This is a genomic window from Streptomyces sp. NPDC021019 (assembly GCF_044333295.1).
Lineage (GTDB): Bacteria > Actinomycetota > Actinomycetes > Streptomycetales > Streptomycetaceae > Streptomyces.
The window spans coordinates 1360955-1381839 of sequence record NZ_JBIRQR010000002.1 but is presented as its reverse complement, the minus strand read 5'-3'; the positions used below and the strand labels follow the sequence as shown (position 1 = coordinate 1381839).

At 72.4% G+C, this 20885-nt stretch carries 16 protein-coding genes; 14 read left to right on the top strand and 2 right to left on the bottom strand.

The window, feature by feature from the left end; genetic code table 11:
- The first annotated feature begins 93 nt into the window (after positions 1-93).
- A complete protein-coding gene (locus ACH4RG_RS17240) occupies positions 94-657 on the top strand; it encodes a GNAT family N-acetyltransferase (RefSeq protein WP_397917151.1) in 564 nt (187 codons plus the stop codon).
- On the opposite strand, the gene ACH4RG_RS17235 is transcribed toward ACH4RG_RS17240, so the two are convergent.
- Positions 590-1210, bottom strand: a complete 621-nt coding sequence (locus tag ACH4RG_RS17235) for a GNAT family N-acetyltransferase (RefSeq protein ID WP_398539790.1) — start codon at positions 1208-1210, stop codon at positions 590-592. The two genes, ACH4RG_RS17240 and ACH4RG_RS17235, sit on opposite strands and share 68 nt — an antisense overlap.
- A gap of 145 nt (positions 1211-1355) precedes the next feature.
- Between ACH4RG_RS17235 and ACH4RG_RS17230 the strand changes: the two genes are divergently transcribed.
- From ACH4RG_RS17230 to ACH4RG_RS17215, 4 genes are all read left to right on the top strand, one after another.
- A complete protein-coding gene (locus ACH4RG_RS17230; protein WP_398539755.1) occupies positions 1356-1994 on the top strand; it encodes a CGNR zinc finger domain-containing protein in 639 nt (212 codons plus the stop codon).
- Positions 1995-2107: 113 nt separating this feature from the next.
- On the top strand, positions 2108-4492 hold the full coding sequence (locus tag ACH4RG_RS17225; protein ID WP_397917149.1) for a HelD family protein: 2385 nt from the start codon (positions 2108-2110) through the stop codon (positions 4490-4492).
- 434 nt (positions 4493-4926) lie between these two features.
- Positions 4927-6363, top strand: coding sequence for an NAD-dependent malic enzyme (locus tag ACH4RG_RS17220; protein ID WP_397927896.1), 1437 nt, complete (start codon positions 4927-4929; stop codon positions 6361-6363).
- A 374-nt stretch (positions 6364-6737) separates the two neighbouring features.
- Positions 6738-7019, top strand: coding sequence for an HU family DNA-binding protein (locus tag ACH4RG_RS17215; protein ID WP_003968811.1), 282 nt, complete (start codon positions 6738-6740; stop codon positions 7017-7019).
- Positions 7020-7444: 425 nt separating this feature from the next.
- Here the strand turns inward: ACH4RG_RS17215 and murA are convergent, their stop codons facing one another.
- Positions 7445-8785 carry a UDP-N-acetylglucosamine 1-carboxyvinyltransferase gene (gene murA / locus ACH4RG_RS17210; protein WP_018958442.1) on the bottom strand — a complete coding sequence of 447 codons (1341 nt, stop codon included), beginning with the start codon at positions 8783-8785 and terminating at the stop codon, positions 7445-7447.
- A 287-nt stretch (positions 8786-9072) separates the two neighbouring features.
- On the opposite strand from murA, the gene ACH4RG_RS17205 reads away from it, so the two are divergent.
- From ACH4RG_RS17205 to ACH4RG_RS17165, 9 genes are all read left to right on the top strand, one after another.
- The gene (locus ACH4RG_RS17205; protein ID WP_018958443.1) at positions 9073-9633 is read left to right on the top strand and encodes a YqgE/AlgH family protein; all 561 of its coding nucleotides are present in this window, start codon (positions 9073-9075) and stop codon (positions 9631-9633) included.
- A 131-nt stretch (positions 9634-9764) separates the two neighbouring features.
- A complete protein-coding gene (locus tag ACH4RG_RS17200; protein WP_006124925.1) occupies positions 9765-10061 on the top strand; it encodes a DUF3039 domain-containing protein in 297 nt (98 codons plus the stop codon).
- Positions 10062-10298: 237 nt separating this feature from the next.
- Entirely contained in the window at positions 10299-11603 is a 1305-nt protein-coding gene (locus tag ACH4RG_RS17195) for an extracellular solute-binding protein (protein ID WP_397927897.1), read from the top strand.
- A gap of 2 nt (positions 11604-11605) precedes the next feature.
- A complete protein-coding gene (locus tag ACH4RG_RS17190) occupies positions 11606-12586 on the top strand; it encodes a carbohydrate ABC transporter permease (protein WP_018958445.1) in 981 nt (326 codons plus the stop codon).
- On the top strand, positions 12583-13518 hold the full coding sequence (locus ACH4RG_RS17185; protein WP_397917145.1) for a carbohydrate ABC transporter permease: 936 nt from the start codon (positions 12583-12585) through the stop codon (positions 13516-13518). Before ACH4RG_RS17190 ends, ACH4RG_RS17185 begins: the two co-directional genes overlap by 4 nt.
- A gap of 4 nt (positions 13519-13522) precedes the next feature.
- The gene (locus tag ACH4RG_RS17180; RefSeq protein ID WP_397917144.1) at positions 13523-15202 is read left to right on the top strand and encodes a beta-N-acetylhexosaminidase; all 1680 of its coding nucleotides are present in this window, start codon (positions 13523-13525) and stop codon (positions 15200-15202) included.
- 352 nt (positions 15203-15554) lie between these two features.
- Positions 15555-16451, top strand: coding sequence for a xanthine dehydrogenase family protein subunit M (locus ACH4RG_RS17175; RefSeq protein ID WP_265601322.1), 897 nt, complete (start codon positions 15555-15557; stop codon positions 16449-16451).
- Positions 16448-18268, top strand: a complete 1821-nt coding sequence (locus ACH4RG_RS17170) for a 2Fe-2S iron-sulfur cluster-binding protein (protein ID WP_398539754.1) — start codon at positions 16448-16450, stop codon at positions 18266-18268. The genes ACH4RG_RS17175 and ACH4RG_RS17170 overlap by 4 nt, the downstream gene beginning before the upstream one ends.
- A gap of 73 nt (positions 18269-18341) precedes the next feature.
- Positions 18342-20687 (top strand): xanthine dehydrogenase family protein molybdopterin-binding subunit, encoded by a 2346-nt coding sequence (locus ACH4RG_RS17165; protein WP_397917142.1) that lies wholly within the window; start codon positions 18342-18344, stop codon positions 20685-20687.
- The last annotated feature ends 198 nt before the right edge of the window (positions 20688-20885 follow it).

Sequence of the window (20885 nt, the reverse complement as noted above, 5' to 3'; positions counted from 1 at the left end):
CCCCGCGTGCCCGGACCGGCCGTCCAGCGCCCGGTGCGTCACCGTCGACGAGGCCGGCCCCGAGCGCCTCTCGGTCGGCCTTAACGTGACCGGATGACCGTTCACCTCCACCGGATCGCCCCGGACGTGGCCTTCCGCCCCGTCGCGATCACCGACGCGCCCGCCTTCGCCGCGGCCCTCACCCGCAACCGCGCGCACATGCGCCCCTGGGAACCCGTACGCCCCGAGACCTTCTACACCGTGGAGGGCCAGACCGCCCGGCTCAGGGCCCTGCTGGCCGACCGGGACGCCGGGCGGTCCGTGCCCTGGGCGCTGGCGGACGACGAGGGCCGGGTGATCGGCGCCTTCACGCTCTCCGGAGTCGAGCGGGGCCCCTACCGCAACGCCCGCCTCGGCTACTGGGTCGACGCGGACCACGCCGGACGCGGTCTCGCCACCGCGGCCGTCGGAGCGGTCTGTGACGCCGCCCGCGACCGGCTGGGCCTGCACCGCGTCGAGGCGGCGACCGTCACCGACAACGGCCCTTCCCAACGGGTGCTCGCCAAGGCCGGGTTCGAGCGGATCGGCACCGCGCCGGGCTATCTGCACATCAACGGCCGCTGGCGCGACCACCACCTGTTCCAGCGGCTTCTGCACGACGAGCCGCCGGCCGGCTGAGAGCCGCCGAGGGGGCCTCGCGTGCGTGCACATGGCCGTCCAGCGGGTAGTCGGGCGGCAGCGCCGGGATTACCCGCGCCAGCGGGTAGCCGCACTTCTCCGCCACCCGGCACGAGGCCTCGTTGTCCACCTGGTGGATCAACTCCAGCCTGGCCAGGCCCTGTTCGGCGAACTCTGTGAAAGCCCAGTCGGTCAGCGCCGTCAGGGCCCGTGACGCCACGCCCCGGCCGCGCGCCGCGGCCGTCGTCCAGTAGCCCACCTCCGCGCGGTCGTCGCCCGGATCCGGCCGCTTCAGCACGATGTTGCCGAGCGGTTCGCCGTCCCGCCCGCCCTCGGTCACGGCGAAGGCGAAGCGGGTGCCCGTCGCCCATCCTCTGCGCTGCGCCGCCAGCCAGTCGGCCGCCCCGTCCGCCCCGGAGACCTGGGTGGCCAGCCACCGCCGCATCGCCGAATCCTCGTACGCCTCCAGCAGCGCGGGCAGGTCCTCCTCGCGCCACCGGCGCAGCCGCAGCCCGCCGGGGCCGGGCAAGGCGTTCCCGTCCCGGTGGTCCATGGGTGTCTCCTCCTCGTGATCCATGGCCGCCACGGTACGGCGGCGGGTCCCGCACCGGGACGGCGGCGGGGGTTCCGGCCGGGCCCGGACCGGGGCACTCTGGGGGGTGGCCGTTCGACCGGTGACCCAAGGTGGTGACAGGAGCATGGCAGCGGGCAGGGGTGCGCGGATGTGGCGGTTCGACACGGGTCGGATCTGCCTCGACCTGGTGACCACGGAGCCCGCGGGCGGGGCGCCCGGGGGCTGCGAACAGCTCGACGGGCCCGAGCGTCTGGCCCGGTGGCTGACCGACGCCCGGCTCGTACCGCCGGGCACCGTGCTGCCGGCGCTGGACGACACCTGGGTGGCCCGCTTCCACGACCTGCGCTCCGCCGTCGGTCGCCTGATGGCGGCTCAGCTCGGCGGTCCCGCGGCCGACGGGGCGCTGGAGCGGGTCAACTTGCTGGCCTCCGGGGCGCCTCCTGGGCCCCGGGCGGTGCGCGGCGCGGACGGCGGCCTGGTGCGGGCCCTGAGCACGGCACCCGACTGCGCGGGGCTCCTCTCCGTCGTCGCCCGGGACGCCGTGGACCTGCTCACCGACCCGGCCGCACGGGCGGCCCTGCGCCGCTGCCAGGGCGAGGACTGCCACCGCCTCTACCTGGACACCTCCCGCGGCGGACGACGCCGTTGGTGCTCCGGCGAGGTGTGCGGCAACCGCGCAAGGGTCGCCCGGCACCGGCGCAGGACCATGGGGGCGGCCGGCGGGCGCGGTCCGGTGAAGGAGATGCCGCCCGGCGTCCGGTGAACCGGGCCCCGGCCCGACGCGACGCGCGATCGGCCCCCGGTCGACAGGTGCGCTCGGGGCCCCCTTCGCTATAGGGTTGACGGCTGCCCAGTGCACGTCAGAAGGGGGCCTCGGTGGCCGCGCAGGATGCCGCTGTCGAATCGCTGCGGGACCGGGAAATCGGTGTCGAGCAGGAGCATCTCGACCGTGTTTATCACCGCCTCGAAGAGAAGATCCACGAGGCGGAATTTCTTATGGACGACGCCGTCAAGCGCGGCCAGGTCGGTACCCCCGGCGCGCTCGCGGAGCGGGACGCCCAGGTGTTCCGGGCGGGGATCCACCTCAACCGGCTGAACAGCGAGTTCGAGGACTTCCTCTTCGGGAGGATCGACCTGCTGCTCGGCAAGGACGGGGAGCGCGGCCCGGACGGCGCGTACACCTCCGTCGAGCCGGCCGACGACACCGTGCGGGAGGACGCCACCGCCGATATCGCGGAGACGCTCCACATCGGCCGGATCGGGGTCCTGGACTCCGACTACGCGCCGCTGGTGATCGACTGGCGCGCCCCGGCCGCCGCGCCGTTCTACCGCTCCACCCCGAAGGAGCCGGGCCGCGTCGTTCGCCGCCGGGTCATCCGCTCCAAGGGCCGCAAGGTCCTCGGGGTCGAGGACGACCTGATGCGCCCGGAGCTGACGGCGTTCCTGGACGGCGAGAAGCTGCCGGTGATCGGGGACGGCGCGCTGATGGCGGCGCTCGGCCAGGCCCGCAGCCACACCATGCGGGACATCGTCTCCTCCATCCAGGCCGAACAGGACCTGGTCATCCGGGCCCCCGCCGCCTCCGTCACCGAGGTCACCGGCGGCCCCGGCACCGGCAAGACCGCGGTCGCCCTGCACCGGGCGGCGTATCTGCTCTACCAGGACCGGCGGCGGTACGCGGGCGGCATCCTGATCGTCTCGCCCACCCCGCTCCTCGTCGCGTACACCGAAGGGGTGCTGCCCTCGCTCGGCGAGGAGGGCCAGGTCGCGATCCGCGCGGTCGGTTCGCTGTCCGACGACGCGGCGGGCCTCCAGGGCGCCACGACGTACGACGAACCGGCGGTGGCCCGGATCAAGGGTTCCTCCCGGATGCTCCACGTGCTGCGCAAGGCCGCCCGGGGCGCGCTGGAGCAGGGCCGGCCCGCGGTCCCGCGGGAGGAGGAGGCGGGCCAGCTCTCCTTCGGCGAGGAGCCCGAACAGAGCGGCGACGCGACGACCCCGGACCGGCTGCGCGTCGTCGCCTTCGGGGCCCGGGTCGAGTTGGAGGCCGACGAGCTCCGGCGCATCCGGCACAACGCCCTGGGCGGCACGGCCCCGGTCAATCTGCTGCGCCCGCGCGCCCGCAAGCTGCTGCTGGACGCCCTGTGGAACAAGTCCTCCGGACGCGGCCGGTACACCGACCCCCAGCTGGTGGCGGAGCTGCGCTCGTCGTTCGACGAGGACGTCTCCACCGAGACCCCGTTCCTGGAGTTCCTCGACGCCTGGTGGCCCGAACTGACGCCGCGCCGGGTGCTGGCCGCGATGGCCGACGAGCGACGCCTCGGCCGCTGGGCCCGGCGCATCCTCAACCAGGGCGAGGTGCGCCGCCTGGCCCGGTCGCTGAAGCGCCTCGCCGCGGACGGCAGCGGGCCGCTCTCCGTCCACGACGTGGCGCTCCTGGACGAGCTCCAGGCGCTGCTCGGCACCCCGAACCGGCCCCGCCGCAAGCGCGAGGCGGACCCTCTGGACCAGCTCACCGGTCTGGAGGAGCTGATGCCGCAGCGCGAGGAGACCCAGTGGGAGCGGGCCGAGCGGCTCGCGGCGGAGCGTACCGAGTACGCGCACGTCATCGTCGACGAGGCGCAGGACCTCACACCGATGCAGTGGCGCATGGTCGGCCGCCGGGGCCGCCACGCCACCTGGACGATCGTCGGCGACCCGGCCCAGTCCTCCTGGTCCGACCCGGACGAGGCGGCCGACGCCCGGGACGAGGCGCTCGGTTCCAGACCGCGCCGCCGCTTCACGCTCACCGTCAACTACCGCAACCCGGCGGAGATCGCGGAGCTGGCCGCGAAGGTGCTGGCGCTGGCGATGCCCGGCACGGAGTCCCCGGCGGCGGTCCGCTCGACCGGGGTGGTGCCCCGCTTCGAGCCGGTACGCGAAGGGGACCTGGCCGCCACGGTCCGCGAGGAGGCCGCGCGGCTGCTCGCGGAGGTGGACGGCACGGTCGGCGTGGTCGTCGCGATGAACCGGCGCGCCCAGGCCCGCGAGTGGCTCGCGGAGCTGGGGGAGCGGGTGGTGGCGCTGGGCAGCCTGGAGGCCAAGGGGCTTGAGTACGACGCCACGGTGGTGGTCTCGCCCGCGGAGATCGCGGACGAGTCCCCGGCCGGTCTGCGGGTGCTGTACGTCGCGCTGACCCGGGCGACCCAGCAGCTCACGGTGGTCTCGGGGGAGCGGGACATGCCGGACGAGGACGGGGTTCCGGACCTGCTGAGGGACTGACGCCGAAGGGGCCCGCGAGTCAACCCCGCGCGCGGGAATCACTTCTCGCGGGTCTTTGTTACCTTGGTAGTGGCACCGGCCCGATCCAAGCCCCCGGGCCCAACCTTCGTCGCTTCGAGCGACCACTTGCCGCGAGGCGAGCATGGCGGGTCGGTGCCACCCAACCGAAGAAGACAGACCCGCGTCACCTGCTGGTGGCGCGGGTCTGTTCTTGTTTTCCCGGGCTCTGTTCCCTGTTTCCCGGGCCATCCGGCCGGTTCGGGTCCCGTTGGGGGTTCCGCCGGACGGGTAGTTTCTCGTATGGTGGAAACTACTTTCCGAAAGACGGCAGTCATTACCGGCTACCAGTCGGTAGGTGCGACGATCGGGGAGCGTGTCCGGAGCGAAGGTTCCGGATGTGCGGCAATGAAGCTCAGGAAGCGAAGGACTCGGCCATGGCAACGGCGCCCAGCGTCTCGTACTCGATGACGGTCAGGCTGGAGGTGCCCGCGAGCGGCACCGCGGTCTCCCAGCTCACCACGGCCGTGGAGTCCTCCGGGGGCTCGGTCACCGGCCTCGACGTGACCGCCTCGGGTCACGAGATGCTGCGGATCGACGTCACCATCGCCGCGACCTCCACCTCGCACGCGGACGAGATCGTCGAAGGTCTGCGCGGCATCGAGGGCGTCACGCTGGGCAAGGTCTCCGACCGTACGTTCCTCATGCACCTCGGCGGCAAGATCGAGATGGCGTCCAAGCACCCCATCCGCAACCGTGACGACCTGTCGATGATCTACACCCCCGGCGTCGCCCGGGTCTGCATGGCCATCGCCGAGAACCCCGAGGACGCGCGCCGCCTCACCATCAAGCGCAACTCCGTCGCAGTTGTGACGGACGGCTCCGCGGTGCTCGGCCTCGGCAACATCGGCCCGATGGCGTCGCTGCCCGTCATGGAGGGCAAGGCGGCCCTCTTCAAGCGCTTCGCCGGCATCGACGCCTGGCCGATCTGCCTGGACACCCAGGACACCGACGAGATCGTCGCCATCGTCAAGGCCATCGCCCCCGGCTTCGCGGGCATCAACCTGGAGGACATCTCCGCGCCGCGCTGCTTCGAGATCGAGGCCCGGCTGCGCGAGGCCCTCGACATCCCCGTCTTCCACGACGATCAGCACGGCACCGCGATCGTCGTGCTGGCCGCCCTCACCAACGCCCTGCGCGTGGTGGGCAAGAACGTCGGGGACGTACGGGTCGTCATGTCCGGCGCGGGAGCGGCCGGTACGGCCATCCTGAAGCTGCTCATCGCCGCCGGCGTCAAGCACGCCGTCGTCGCCGACATCCACGGTGTGGTGCACGCCGGACGCGAGGACCTGGTCGCGGCCGACCCCGACTCCCCGCTGCGCTGGATCGCCGACAACACCAACCCGGAGGGTGTCACCGGCACTCTCAAGGAGGCCGTGGCCGGTGCCGACGTCTTCATCGGCGTCTCCGCCCCGAACGTGCTGAACGGCGACGACGTCGCCGCGATGGCGGACGGCGCGATCGTGTTCGCGCTCGCGAACCCGGACCCCGAGGTCGACCCCGCGGTCGCCCGTCAGACGGCGGCGGTCGTCGCCACCGGTCGCTCGGACTTCCCCAACCAGATCAACAACGTGCTGGTCTTCCCGGGTGTTTTCCGCGGCCTGCTGGACGCTCAGTCCCGCACCGTCAACACGGAGATGATGCTCGCCGCGGCCGGCGCCCTGGCCGACGTGGTCGCCGAGGACGAGATCAACGCGAACTACATCATCCCCTCGGTCTTCAACGACAAGGTGGCGGGCGCGGTCGCCGGAGCCGTCCGGGCCGCGGCGAAGGCCGCCGCGGGAACCGGAACAGCCCCCTCCGCATCCGTCTGACCTTCTGGTTCGGGGGCGTCTCACGGGGCGCTCGAAGGGCACCCGGGCCGCACCCGCCCGTGCCGTACGGCGCGTCGCGGGTCGCGGCGCCCCAAACGCCCCTTTAGGGTGGGCGGGCAGTGGGCCCTGCGGGGCCCGGCATCCGCTGCGGTCCGCTCGGCCAAGTCGACGGAGCGTCACCACGAGCGAACCGTGGCGCTTTTCCTTGACCCCGAAGGGTTCCGGATTGGCTTTCCCGCCGCTGGTGGGGGCAGGATGCGTAATCGGGCGAGAGGGTCTGACATCAGACCCGGGTCCGGGGACTGTCAGAGGGCCCTGGCAGCATCGGCTTCGATCTCACGCCTCACAGGCAAGAAGAACACGGGAGTAACAACATGAACCGCAGTGAGCTGGTGGCCGCCCTGGCCGACCGCGCCGAGGTGACGCGCAAGGACGCCGACGCCGTGCTGGCCGCCCTCGCCGAGACCGTCGGTGAGATCGTCGCCAAGGGCGACGAGAAGGTCACCATCCCCGGCTTCCTGACCTTCGAGCGCACCCACCGTGCCGCTCGCACCGCTCGCAACCCGCAGACCGGCGACCCGATCAACATCCCCGCCGGCTACAGCGTGAAGGTCTCCGCGGGCTCGAAGCTCAAGGAAGCCGCCAAGGGCAAGTAACCCTCAACGGCGCAACAGAGGGCGGCCACTCCCGACCAGGAGTGGCCGCCCTCGCGCATGCCGGAGGCACATGCGCCCCGCAGGAGCCCCCGCACCATGCCCGGGGCATCCGGGGGCTCCCGAAGGCGCGGAGGGCTCAGAGGTGCATCCGCGCCCCCTTGAGGGCCTTGTCCACGGTGTTGCGCGGCCCGTACACGGCGGGTTCCACCTCACCCGGCACTTCGAGCGGATCGCGGGCGCACCGCCCCGGGGCGCTGTGCCCGCATGCCCGCTCACGCGCCCTTCAGGGCCCTCCTGACGCCCGACAGCCCGCCGCCCCGGCTCCGAGTCCGGAACCGGGGCGGCGGGCCGCTCACGCGGAAACCGCGCGGTGCGCAGTGCTGTGTGCGGCAGCACTGTGCGGTCCTCAGGGCGCACGGGGACGGTCAGACGAGCGAACCGCCCGGCAGTTCGACCTTCGCGCCGAGCTTCTCCAGCTTCTCCATGAAGTTCTCGTAACCGCGGTTGATCAGGTCGATGCCGTGCACCCGGGAGGTGCCCTGCGCCGCCAGCGCCGCGATCAGGTACGAGAAGCCGCCCCGGAGGTCCGGGATGACCAGGTCGGCGCCCTGGAGCCTGGTGGGTCCGGAGACGACCGCCGAGTGCAGGAAGTTGCGCTGGCCGAAGCGGCAGTCCGAGCCGCCGAGGCACTCGCGGTACAGCTGGATGTGCGCGCCCATCTGGTTGAGCGCGGAGGTGAAGCCGAGCCGCGACTCGTACACCGTCTCGTGGACGATCGACAGGCCCGCGGCCTGCGTCAGCGCGACCACCAGGGGCTGCTGCCAGTCCGTCTGGAAGCCGGGGTGCACGTCCGTCTCCAGCGCGATGGCGTTCAGCGCGCCGCCCGGGTGCCAGAAGCGGATGCCCTCGTCGTCGATCTCGAAGGCCCCGCCGACCCGGCGGAAGGTGTTCAGGAAGGTCATCATCGAGCGCTGCTGCGCGCCGCGCACGTAGATGTTGCCCTCGGTCGCCAGCGCCGCCGACGCCCAGGAAGCCGCCTCCAGGCGGTCCGGGATCGCCCGGTGGGTGTAACCGTCGAGCTTGTCGACGCCGGTGATCCGGATGGTCCGGTCGGTGTCCACGGAGATGATCGCGCCCATCTTCTGCAGTACGCAGATGAGGTCCTCGATCTCCGGCTCGACCGCCGCGTTGGACAGCTCGGTGACGCCCTCGGCGAGGACGGCGGTGAGCAGCACCTGCTCGGTGGAGCCCACCGAGGGGTACGGCAGCCGGATCTTGGTGCCGCGCAGCCGCTGCGGGGCCTCCAGGTACTGACCGTCCGCCCGCTTCTCGATGGTCGCGCCGAACTGGCGCAGCACCTCGAAGTGGAAGTCGATCGGCCGGCCGCCGATGTCGCAGCCGCCCAGGCCCGGGATGAAGGCGTGGCCGAGGCGGTGCAGCAGCGGGCCGCAGAACAGGATCGGGATGCGCGAAGAACCCGCGTGGGCATCGATGTCGGCGACGTTCGCCGACTCGACGTGCGAGGGGTCGAGGATCAGTTCGCCCGGCTCGTCGCCGGGTCGGACGGTCACGCCGTGGAGCTGGAGGAGCCCCCGGACCACCCGTACGTCACGGATGTCGGGAACGTTGCGGAGGCGGCTGGGCCCGCTGCCGAGCAGCGCGGCGACCATGGCCTTCGGCACCAGGTTCTTGGCGCCTCGGACGCGGATCTCGCCCTCCAGCGGGGTTCCGCCGTGGACAAGCAGGACATCGTCTGTGCCGGTCATGTATCTCGCGTTCCGGAGTGGTCGGGCAGGGGGCCAACGAAAAGGGTAATGGCCTCCTACCCCCCTTCCGTAAGGCGAAGGGGGGTGTACGAACGTCATGAATCCGCCACAACACCCTCCGCGCACCCGATCTTGCGGAGGGTTACCGTCCGGATGGCCCACCGCGCCCCCGCCCGGCGGTGCGCTCCCCGTGCCTCCGTGCGCCCTGAGCTGCGCTCGCTCTCCTGAGGGCGGCATCACGGTCACTCGGCCCCCGTGGAGGGTGAAGATGCGGGATCATTCCTGCCATGACGGAGGTGTCCTCGCTCACAGGGCGGCTGCTCGTGGCCGCACCCGCCCTCACGGACCCGAATTTCGACCGGGCGGTGGTGCTGCTCCTCGACCACGACGAGGAGGGCTCCCTCGGCGTGGTCCTCAACCGCCCGACCCCGGTCGGCGTCGGCGACATCCTCGCGTCCTGGGCGAGCCTGACCGGCGAGCCGGACGTCGTCTTCCAGGGTGGCCCGGTCTCGCTCGACTCCGCGCTCGGCGTGGCGGTGATACCCGGCGACGAGGGCCCGCTCGGCTGGCGGCGGGTGCACGGGGCGATCGGTCTGGTCGATCTGGAGACCCCGCCGGAGCTGCTCGGCCCCGCCCTCGGTTCGCTGCGGATCTTCGCCGGATACGCGGGCTGGGGCCCCGGTCAACTGGAGGGCGAGCTGAACGAGGGCGCGTGGTACGTGGTCGAGTCGGAGCCCGGCGACGTCTCCTCCCCGCGCCCCGAACGGCTCTGGCGCGCGGTGCTCCGCCGCCAGCGCAGCGAGCTCGCGATGATCGCCACGTACCCGGACGACCCTTCGCTCAACTGAGCGACGAACCGTCGCTCGGCCCCCTGTGCCCGGGAGGCGCCCCGTCGTTCACCTGAGGGACGAACCTCCGCTCGACCGGGGGTGACCCTTCCCTCAACCGGAGGCCGCCTCTTTCAGTACCCTTGGCGGTTATGAGCACTCTTGAGCCCGATCGCGGGGCAGGTACGGGAACCCTCGTCGAGCCGACGCCGCAGGTGTCGAGGGGCGACGGCGACCACGAGCGCTACGCCCATTACGTCCAGAAGGACAAGATCATGGCGAGTGCCCTGGAGGGCACTCCCGTGGTCGCGCTGTGCGGGAAGGTCTGGGTGCCGGGGCGCGACCCCAAGAAGTACCCGGTCTGCCCCATGTGCAAGGAGATCTACGAGTCCATGGGCGCCGGCGGCGACAAGGACAAGGGCAAGGGCGGCGGCAAGGACAAGAAGTAGTCCGGACCTCCTTGCCGGAAGGCCCCCGGGGCGTGCGACACCGCACGCCCCGGGGGCCTTCCGCTCGTTCGGTCACCCTCGGTGACCGAATGCTCGCGTTGCACGGGCTGCATCCGCTGGTTACAGAGTGGTCGAGACCACTTGTCGTCGCAGGAACGCGGATCTACTCTCCTGCCAGTTGTGCAGAACGAAACGCACGTTGCACATGATGCAACGCATGACCGGTAGGGGTTCCGGATGAAGCTTTCTGCCCGAATTGCCGCCCCGGCTGCGGCGCTTGTGCTGGCCGGCCTCACCGCCACCGCCTGCGCGCCGCAGACCTCCGACACCAGTGCGAAGGGTGACGACAAGAGCGGCACGCTCCGTGTCTGGCTCTTCCAGGAGGTCGGCAACAAGCCCAAGGAGAAGGTCGTCGACACGGCCGTCGCCGCGTTCGAGAAGGCCCACAAGGGGGCGAAGGTCGAGGTCGAGTACATACCGGTCGACACGCGCGCGCAGCGGATCAAGGCCGCGTTCAACGACCCCAAGAGCGCCCCGGACCTCATCGAGTACGGCAACTCCGACACCGCCGGATACGTCAAGGACGGCGGACTCGCGGACATCACCGAGGAGTTCGGCGCCTGGGACGAGGCCAAGGACACCGACCCCATCGCCAAGCAGTCGGTCACCGTCGGCGACAAGATCTACGGCGCGCCCTTCTTCGTCGGCGTCCGGGCCCTCTACTACCGCACCGACGTCTTCGAGGACCTCGGCATCGAGGCCCCCAAGTCGCAGGCCGAGCTGATCTCCACCGCCAAGAAGATCCGCAAGGCCAAGCCCGACCTCTACGGCCTCGCGGTCGGCGGCGCGTACACCTACGGCGCGATGCCCTTCATCTGGGCCAACGGCGGCGAACTCGCGGGCGAGACCGGCGGGACGTACAAGTCGGGCATCAACAGCGAGAAGTCCCGCAGGGGCATCGAGGCCTACACCTCCCTCTTCGGCGACGACAACTGCCCGGCCGCCAAGTGCGCCTCCATGGGCGGCAACGCCACCGTGACCGCCTTCGCCTCCGGCAAGGCCGCCATGGCCATCGGCGGCGACTTCAGCCACGCGGCCGTCGAGGCGGGCGCGGTCAAGGGCAAGTACGCCGTCGTCCCGCTGCCCGGCGTCGCCAAGAACTCCATCGCCCCCGCCTTCGCCGGCGGCAACAACCTCGGCATCCTCAAGAGCAGTTCGCACCGCACCCTCGCCGTCGACCTGATGAAGTCGCTCAGCGGCAAGAAGTCCCAGGCCGAGATGTTCGACGCGATGGGCTTCCTGCCCACCTACACCGACGTCCTGGAGAACGCCGCGAAGAAGGAACCCTTCGTCGCCCCGTTCGTCGAGACCCTGGGCGCGGGGGCCAAGTTCGTCCCCGCCTCGCCCGCCTGGGGCCAGATCGACGCCTCGCTGGTCCTGCCGACGATGTTCCAGGAGATCGTCTCCGGCCGTAAGGACGTGGCCGAGGCCTCGGACGACGCGGCGAAGAAGATGGACACGGCCTTCACCGACGCGGGCTGACGATGACCACGCACACCACCCCGCTCAAGGCGCCGCCCGCGGCCGGGAAGGGCGGCGGCACCCCGGCCGCCCGCCCGCCCCGGCGCGGCCGGTCCGTCTCGCCCGCGAACCGCGCCGGCTGGACCCCGTGGCTCTACCTCCTGCCGGCGCTCGTCCTGCTCGCCGGGCTGCTGGTCTACCCGATCTACCAACTCGGCCTGATCTCGTTCCTGGAGTACACCCAGGCCCAGGTCAGCGGCGGCGAACCCACCACCTTCCAGGGCTTCGGCAACTACGCCACCCTCTTCAACGACAGCCAGTTCTGGCAGGTCCTCCTCGCCACCGTGGTCTTCGCCGCGGCCTGCGTGGTGTCCACCCTGATCGTCGGCTGCGCGCTGGCCGTCCTGCTCACCCGCGTCCGCGCCGTGCCCCGGCTCGCGCTGATGATGGCCGCGCTCGGCGCCTGGGCCACCCCCGCGATCACCGGCTCCACCGTCTGGGTCTTCCTCTTCGACCCCGACTTCGGACCGGTCAACAAGATGCTGGGACTCGGCGACTTCTCCTGGATGTACGGGCGCTACAGCGCCTTCGCCGTGGTGCTCTTCGCGGTCCTGTGGTGCTCGTTCCCGTTCGTGATGGTCACCGTCTACGCGGGCATCCGGGCCATCCCCACCGAAGTGCTGGAGGCCGCCTCGCTGGACGGCGCGTCCCAGTGGCGGATCTGGCGCACCATCATGGCGCCGATGCTCAAGCCCATCCTGATCGTCGTCACCATCCAGTCGATCATCTGGGACTTCAAGGTCTTCACCCAGATCTACGTCATGACCAGCGGCGGCGGCATCGCCGGCCAGAACCTGGTGCTCAACGTGTACGCGTACCAGAAGGCGTTCGCGTCCTCGCAGTACAGCCTCGGATCCGCGATCGGCGTCGTGATGCTGGTGATCCTGCTGGCCGTCACGCTGGTCTATCTGCGCCTGGTGAGGCGCCAGGGGGAGGAACTGTGAGCGCGACGACCGAAAGTCCCGTACGCGGTCCCGCGAGCGGCGACAGTCCCGTACGCGGTTCCGCGAGCGGCGGAACGCGCCGCCGGGGCATCGCCAGGCTGCTGCGCGTCAAACGGCCCGGCAGGCTGGCCGCGGAGGCCGCCGCCCTGCTGATCGCCGTCGCGGTCGCCTTCCCCCTCTACTGGATGGTGCTCTCCGCCTTCAAACCGGCCGGGGAGATCCAGTCCACCGAAGCCCGCCCCTGGACGCTGTCCCCCTCCCTCGACTCGTTCCGCCGGGTCTTCGAACAGCAGGACTTCGGCCGCTACTTCCTCAACAGCCTGCTGGTGGCGGGCACGGTCGTCGTCCTCTCCGCGCTGATCGCCTTCCTCGCCGCCACCGCGGTGACCCGCTTCCGCTTCAAGTTCCGCACCACGCTGCTGATCATGTTCCTGGTCGCGCAGATGGTGCCGGTGGAGGCGCTGACCATCCCGCTGTTCTTCCTGATGCGGGACTTCGGCCAGCTGAACACCCTCGGCTCGCTGATCCTGCCGCACCTCGCCTTCTCGCTGCCGTTCGCCATCTGGATGCTGCGCGGCTTCGTCAAGGCCGTCCCCGAAGCCCTGGAGGAGGCCGCCTACATCGACGGGGCCAGCCGCACCCGCTTCCTGTGGCAGATCCTCTTCCCGCTGGTCTTCCCGGGCCTCGTGGCGACCAGCGTCTTCTCGTTCATCACCACCTGGAACGACTTCCTGTTCGCGAAGTCGTTCATCATCAGCGACACCTCCCAGTCGACGCTGCCCATGGCGCTGCTGGTCTTCTTCAAACCGGACGAGAACGACTGGGGAGGGATCATGGCAGCCTCGACGGTGATGACCATCCCCGTACTGGTCTTCTTCGTACTCGTACAGCGACGCCTCGTCTCCGGACTGGGCGGAGCGGTAAAGGACTGATGGCATGGCACCCCGGAACACCGGGCACACGGACCACACGGACACCGTGGACCCCGCGGTCCTCGGTCTGATCCCTGCCCCGCGCACCCTGACGGCGGCCCCCTGCGGTCGGCCGTACCCGCTGGGCCACGAGACCCCGCTGAGCGCCGCCCCGGGCACGGAGGGCGTCGCCCGCCGGCTGCGCGCCACGCTCGGCGCGGCCACCGGACTGCCCCTGGCCGAGGGCACGGGCGACCGGGGCATCGTGCTCGCCCTCGACGCGGAACTGGCCCCCGAGGCCTACCGTCTCGCCGTCGACACCGATGCCGTACGCCTCACGGGCGGCAGCGCCGCGGGCGTCTTCCGGGGGGCGGAGACCCTCCGTCAGCTCCTCGGCCCGGACGCCTTCCGGCGGGCGCCCCTCGCCGCGAGCCGCGCCTGGGAGGTCCCGGCGGTCGTCATCGAGGACGAACCCCGCTTCGGCTGGCGCGGCATGATGCTCGACGTCTCGCGGCACTTCCTGCCCAAGGACGACGTCCTGCGCTACCTGGACCTGCTGGCCGCCCACAAGCTGAACGTCTTCCACTTCCACCTCACCGACGACCAGGGCTGGCGCATCGAGATCAAGCGCTACCCGCGGCTGACCGAGGTCGGCTCCTGGCGCTCACGCACCAAATACGGCCACCGGGCCTCCGCGCTGTGGGACGAGACCCCCTACGGCGGCTTCTACACGCAGGACGACATCCGCGAGATCGTCGCCTACGCCGCCGAGCGGCACATCCGGGTCGTCCCCGAGATCGACATCCCGGGTCACTCGCAGGCGACCATCACCGCCTACCCCGAGCTGGGCAACACCGACGTCATCGACACCACCGCCCTCTCCGTCTGGGACAACTGGGGCGTCAGCCCGAACGTACTCGCCCCCACCGACGACACCCTGCGCTTCTTCGAGGGTGTCCTGGAGGAGGTGCTGGACCTCTTCCCCGCCGAGACCTCCCCGTTCGTCCACATGGGCGGCGACGAGTGCCCCAAGGACCAGTGGAAGGAGTCCCCGCTCGCCCAGGCCCGGATCGCCGAACTCGGCGTGAAGGACGAGGACGGGCTCCAGTCCTGGTTCATCCGGCACTTCGACGCCTGGCTCACCGAGCGGGGCCGTCGCCTCATCGGCTGGGACGAGATCCTCGAAGGGGGTCTCGCCGAAGGAGCCGCGGTCTCCTCCTGGCGCGGCTACGGCGGCGGCATCGCGGCCGCCGAGGCCGGGCACGACGTCGTCATGTGCCCCGAGCAGCAGGTGTATCTGGACCACCGTCAGGACGGCGGCCCCGACGAGCCGATGCCCATCGGGTACGTCCGCAGCCTGGAGGACGTCTACCGCTTCGAGCCCGTCCCGCCGGGTCTGGGCGAGGAGGCGGCCCGTCACATCCTGGGCACCCAGGCCAACGTGTGGACCGAGGTGATGCAGAACCGGGCCCGGGTCGACTACCAGGTCTTCCCGCGCCTCGCCGCCTTCGCCGAGGTCGCCTGGTCCGCCCTGCCCGCCCCGGCCGACCGGGACTTCGCGGCCTTCGACGCCCGCATGACGGCCCATTACGCCCGGCTCGACGCCCTCGGCGTGGACTACCGCCCGCCGGGCGGTCCGTACCCCCGGCAGCAGCGCCCCGGCGTCCTCGGCTTCCCGCGTGACGGAGCTCCGCCCGTGGTGTGACCCCCGCACCCGCACCGCCCGGCCGCGGCCGTCCTCCGGGACCGCCGCGGCCGGCGCGCGTCCGGGCCCAACAGCCCTGACGGCACGCGCCCAAGCCCCCGCCCCACGCGCCGGAGCGAGGCCGCTAACCGTAATAAGTCGTACAAGCCTCGCTGAAGGGTGGCAATTCACCCTCCCTGCCGAAGAAGTACGAAACCCGGCCATCTCGCAGGTCAGGGACGGATCCACCCTTCGCGGACCCTCGCGACGGTCCGATCGGAAGATGTGCCAGAGTTGCCACGTCCGGGCTGTGAACACGTACCGTACGGCGGAACAGGCGGGACAGCCGGGAGACCGGGAAGGGGCAGCTGGGTTGACCACGCACGCACCGCAGACGATGCAGTCGGTGACGCTGCCGGCCTCGTTGGACGAGGCCGTGGCGGCACTCGGCGCCATGCCCGCAGCCGTTCCGGTCGCGGGGGGCACGGACCTGATGGCGGCCGTCAACAAGGGGCTCCTGCGCCCCTCGGGACTGGTCGGGCTCGGCCGGATCAGCGAGCTGCGCGGCTGGCACTACCAGGACGGCCACGCGCTGCTGGGCGCCGGGCTCACCCACGCCCGCATGGGGCGGCCCGACTTCGCCGCCCTGATTCCCGCCCTCGCCGCCTCCGCCCGCGCCGCGGGACCGCCGCAGATCCGCAACGCCGGCACACTCGGCGGCAACATCGTCACCTCCGCGCCCACGGGCGACGCCCTGCCGGTACTGGCCGCGCTGGAGGCCGAGCTGGTCATCGCGGGCCCCGGCGGCGCCCGCCGCGAGATCCCCGTCTCCCATCTGCTGGCCGGCCGCGAGCTGCTGGAGCCCGCGGAGCTGATCGGCTTCGTCCGCGTACCGCTGCTGCACGCCCCGCAGGTGTTCCTGAAGGCCACCGGCCGCACCGGCCCGGGCCGCGCGACCGCCTCGGTCGCCATCGTCCTGGACCCGGCCCGCCGGGGCGTGCGCTGCGCGGTCGGCGCCATCGCCCCGATGCCGCTGCGTCCGCTGGAGGCGGAGCGCTGGATCGCCTCGCTGATCGACTGGGACGGCGAGCGGGGCCTGGCCCCCGACGCGCTGGCCGCCTTCGGCGAGTACGTCGCCGCGGCCTGCATCCCCGACCACGCACCACCCGCCGACGGAACAGAGGCCCCGCCGCTGTCCCCGGCCGTCCTGCACCTGCGGCGCACCGTCGCCGCGCTCGCCCGACGCGCGCTGGGGAGGGCACTGTCGTGAGCAATGAGGAATTCCCCGACCAGCACGGGCGGCAGGGCCACTCCGAGGGCCCGGACCCCCGTTACGGCGGCTGGGAGCCCACGCCGCAGGGCGACGGGTTCGACGCCGACGCCACCGCGTTCGTCCACCTCCCGCCGGAGGACCTGGCGAACATTCCCCTGGCCGCTCCCGGCCAGGGGTACGTCCCCCCGATGATCCTGCCGCTGACCCCGGCCGCGGGTCTGGACCCGGCGGCGACGGGCAGCTGGGTGCTCCAGACGCAGACCCAGCAGGCCCAGGCCGAGCAGCGCGCCCAGGAGGCCGCCGCCCAGGAGCCCGGCGCGGTCCACTGGCCGGACCCGAATCAGCAGGGCGGGCAGGGCGGCTACCAGGGCCCGTACCAGGACACGTCGCACGCCACGGCCCAGTGGAACTTCACCGAGGGCTTCGGCGGGATGCCGGCGCCTACGGAGACGGTGGCGACCCCGGAGGGCGGACACCCCGGCCACGCCGGCCAGGCGCGCCGTGAAGACCACGCCGACCGGGCGAACCAAGCCGACCTGGCGACCTATGGTGACCACGCCGACCTGGCGACCCATGGAGACCACGCCGGTCAGACGGCCCATGGAGACCACGCTGGTCAGGTAGACCCCACAGGCCAGCCGCGCCGGACCGGCCACACCGACCAGACCGGTCACGCCCACCACGCCGACCACAGCGGTCACACCGGTCACACCGGTCACACCGGTCACACCGGTCACACCGGCCAGTGGACGATCCCGGTGGCCGACGGGGACCTCCCGGACGAATCGGGCGAGTTCCTGGCCTCCGCGCACACGCCGCAGTGGTACGCGGACAGCACCCGCCCGGCAACGCTCCCCGGCGGCGCCCCCGCCCCCTGGGCCACCCCGGAGCCGGAACCGGAGCCGATGGCCGACCCCGCACCCGTGGCGGAGCAGACCCCGGAAGCGGAACCGGCGACGGGCGGACCGGCGCGGGACGAACCGGCCCGGCAGACAGCGCGGCCGGCGGACGGGCAGCCCGCCACCGACACCGCCACCACCGACAGGGAGGCCCCCGCCGCCGAGGAGCCCGACGAGGCGCCCGAGGCGGCGGACGCTCCCGAGGCCGATGCGGACACGGCACCGGAAACAGTCCCGGACGGAGCCCCGGAAGCGGCGCAGGACGCGGCCCCGGAAGCCGACGTCACCCCCACCCCCGCTCCCACCCTCCTCGACGCACCGAGCGAGCACCCGTCCGCGTCCTACCTGCTCCACGTGAACGGCGTGGACCGCCCGGTCAGCGACGCCTGGATCGGCGAGTCCCTGCTCTACGTGCTCCGCGAGCGCCTCGGTCTGGCCGGGGCGAAGGACGGCTGCTCGCAGGGCGAGTGCGGCGCCTGCAACGTCCAGGTCGACGGCCGGCTGGTCGCCTCCTGCCTGGTCCCCGCGGCCACGGCGGCGGGCAGCGAGGTGCGTACGGTCGAGGGCCTCGCCGTGGACGGCGAACCGTCCGACGTCCAGCGCGCGCTGTCCGCCTGCGGAGCCGTCCAGTGCGGCTTCTGCATCCCCGGCATGGCGATGACCGTCCACGATCTCCTGGAGGGCAACCACGCCCCCAGCGAGCTGGAGACCCGCCAGGCGCTCTGCGGCAACCTCTGCCGCTGTTCCGGCTACCGGGGCGTGCTCGACGCCGTCGCGGACGTCGTCGCGGCCCGCGAGGCGAGCGCCGAGGCGGCCACGGCGGCCCAGGACGAGCCCCGCATCCCGCACCAGGCCGAGCCGGGCGCCGGCGGCGTGCAGCAGGGGCCCCACCCGCACGAGGGAGAGGCGCTGTGAGGCACGCCCGCGGCCCCGCCGCACCGCAGCGGCACACGCACCACCAGCACCAGGTGATCGACAAGGAGGCGGCGTGAGCAGCGACGCGGCCAACGCGACCAGCACCAGCCTGCCCAGGATCGACGCGCGGAGCGGCGGACCCGGAGGCGGACCGGACCAGGAGCTGCCCCGGATGGGCCTGGGAGCGTCGCTCCCCGCCGCCGACGCCCGCGCGAAGACCGAGGGCACCTTCCCGTACGCGGCGGACCTCTGGGCCGAGGGCCTGCTGTGGGCGGCCGTGCTGCGCTCCCCGCACCCGCACGCGCGGATCCTGTCCATCGACACCTCGGGCGCCGAGGAGATGCCCGGGGTGCGCGCGGTCGTCACGCACGAGGACGTGCCGGGGGAGAGCAACTACGGCCGCCACGTCGTGGACCGCCCGGTGTTCGCGTCCGACCTGGTCCGCCACCACGGCGAGCCGATCGCCGCGGTCGCCGCCGACCACCCCGACACCGCGCGGCTGGCCGCCGCCGCCATCGCCGTACGGTACGAGGTGCTGGAGCCGGTCACGGACCCGGAGAAGGCGTTCGCGGCCGAGCCCCTGCACCCCGACGGCAACCTGATCCGCCACATCCCGCTGCGCTACGGCGACGCGGAGGCGACGGGCGAGGTCGTCGTCGAGGGCCTGTACCGCATCGGCCGCCAGGACCCGGCCCCGATCGGCGCGGAGGCCGGCCTCGCCGTGCCCCGCCCGGACGGCGGCGTGGAGATCTACACCGCCTCCACCGACCCGCACACCGACCGCGACCTGATCGCCGCCTGCTTCGGCCTGGAACCGGACCGGGTCAAGGTCGTCGTGACCGGGGTGCCGGGCGCGACCGGCGACCGCGAGGATCCGGGCTTCCAGATCCCCCTCGGGCTCCTCGCGCTGCGCACCGGTTGCCCGGTGAAGCTCGCCGCGAGCCGTGAGGAGTCCTTCCTCGGCCACACCCACCGCCACCCCACGCTCCTGCGCTACCGCCACCACGCGGACGCGGAGGGCCGGCTGGTCAAGGTGGAGGCCCAGATCCTCCTGGACGCGGGCGCGTACGCCGACGCCTCCTCGGAGTCGCTGGCCGCCGCCGTGGCCTTCGCCTGCGGCCCGTACGTCGTCCCGCACGCCTTCATCGAGGGCTGGGCGGTCCGGACGAACAACCCGCCCTCGGGCCATGTGCGCGGCGAGGGCGCGATGCAGGTCTGCGCGGCGTACGAGGGTCAGATGGACAAGCTGGCCGCGAAGCTGGGCGTCGACCCGGCCGAGCTGCGCCTGCGCAACACGCTCTCCACGGGCGACATCCTGCCCACGGGCCAGACGGTGACCTGCCCGGCCCCGGTGGCCGAACTGCTCCAGGCCGTACGGGACTTCCCTCTCCCCTCCCTCCCCAAGGACGCCCCGGACGACGACTGGCTGCTGCCGGGCGGTCCCGAGGGCGCGGGGGAACCCGGGGCGGTGCGCCGGGGCGTGGGCTACGGCCTGGGCATGGTCCACATGCTGGGGGCGGAGGGCACGGACGAGGTCTCGACGGCCACGGTCCGGGTCCACGACGGTGTGGCCACGGTGATCTGCGCGGCCGTGGAGACGGGTCAGGGCTTCACCACGCTGGCCCGCCAGATCGTCCAGGAGACCCTGGGCATCGAAGAGGTCCACGTGGCCGCCGTCGACACCGACCAGCCCCCGGCGGGCCCGGCGACGCACGGCCGCCACACCTGGGTGTCGGGCGGGGCGGTGGAGCGCGCGGCGAAGATGGTCCGCACCCAGCTCCTCCAGCCGCTGGCCCACAAGTTCGGCATGTCCACGGAGCTGCTCCAGATCGCCGACGGCAAGATCACCTCGTACGACGGGGTGCTGTCCACGACGGTCACGGAGGAGCTGGACGGCAAGGAACTCTGGGCCACCGCCCAGTGCCGCCCCCACCCCACGGAACCGCTGGACGAGTCCGGCCAGGGCGACGCGTTCGTCGGCCTCGCGTTCTGCGCGGTACGGGCGGTGGTCGACGTCGACATCGAGCTCGGCTCCGTCCGCGTGGTCGAGATGGCGGTCGCCCAGGACGTCGGCCGCGTCCTGAACCCGGCCCAGCTGGCGGTCCGCATCGAGGCGGGCATCACCCAGGGCATCGGCGCGGCCCTCACGGAGAACCTCCGCACCGCCCGCGGCCTCATCCGCCACCCCGACCTGACCGGCTACGCGCTCCCGACCTCGCTGGACGCCCCGGACATCCGCATCGTGAAACTGATCGAGGAACGCGACGTGGTGGCCCCCTTCGGCGCGAAGCCGGCCTCGGCCGTCCCGGTCGTCACGGCCCCCGCGGCGGTCGCCTCGGCAGTCCGCTCGGCGACGGGCCGCCCGGTGAACCGCCTGCCCATCAGGCCGCAGGCGGCGGTGGCGACGCCCAAGGGCTGAGGCCGGGCAAGCCCCCTTGAACAGGAGGACGGCGACGGACATAAGGGCGATCCCACGGTTCCGCCGCATTCGTGCCCGAGCAAAGGCTCCCTGAGGATGGCCACCTGCGCGGAGGACGACCTCCAAGGCGGTGGGGGGAACCGGCGTCCGAGCCGTCGACCGAACAGGGCCGAACCCGGCCGGAGGTTCGTACCGTTG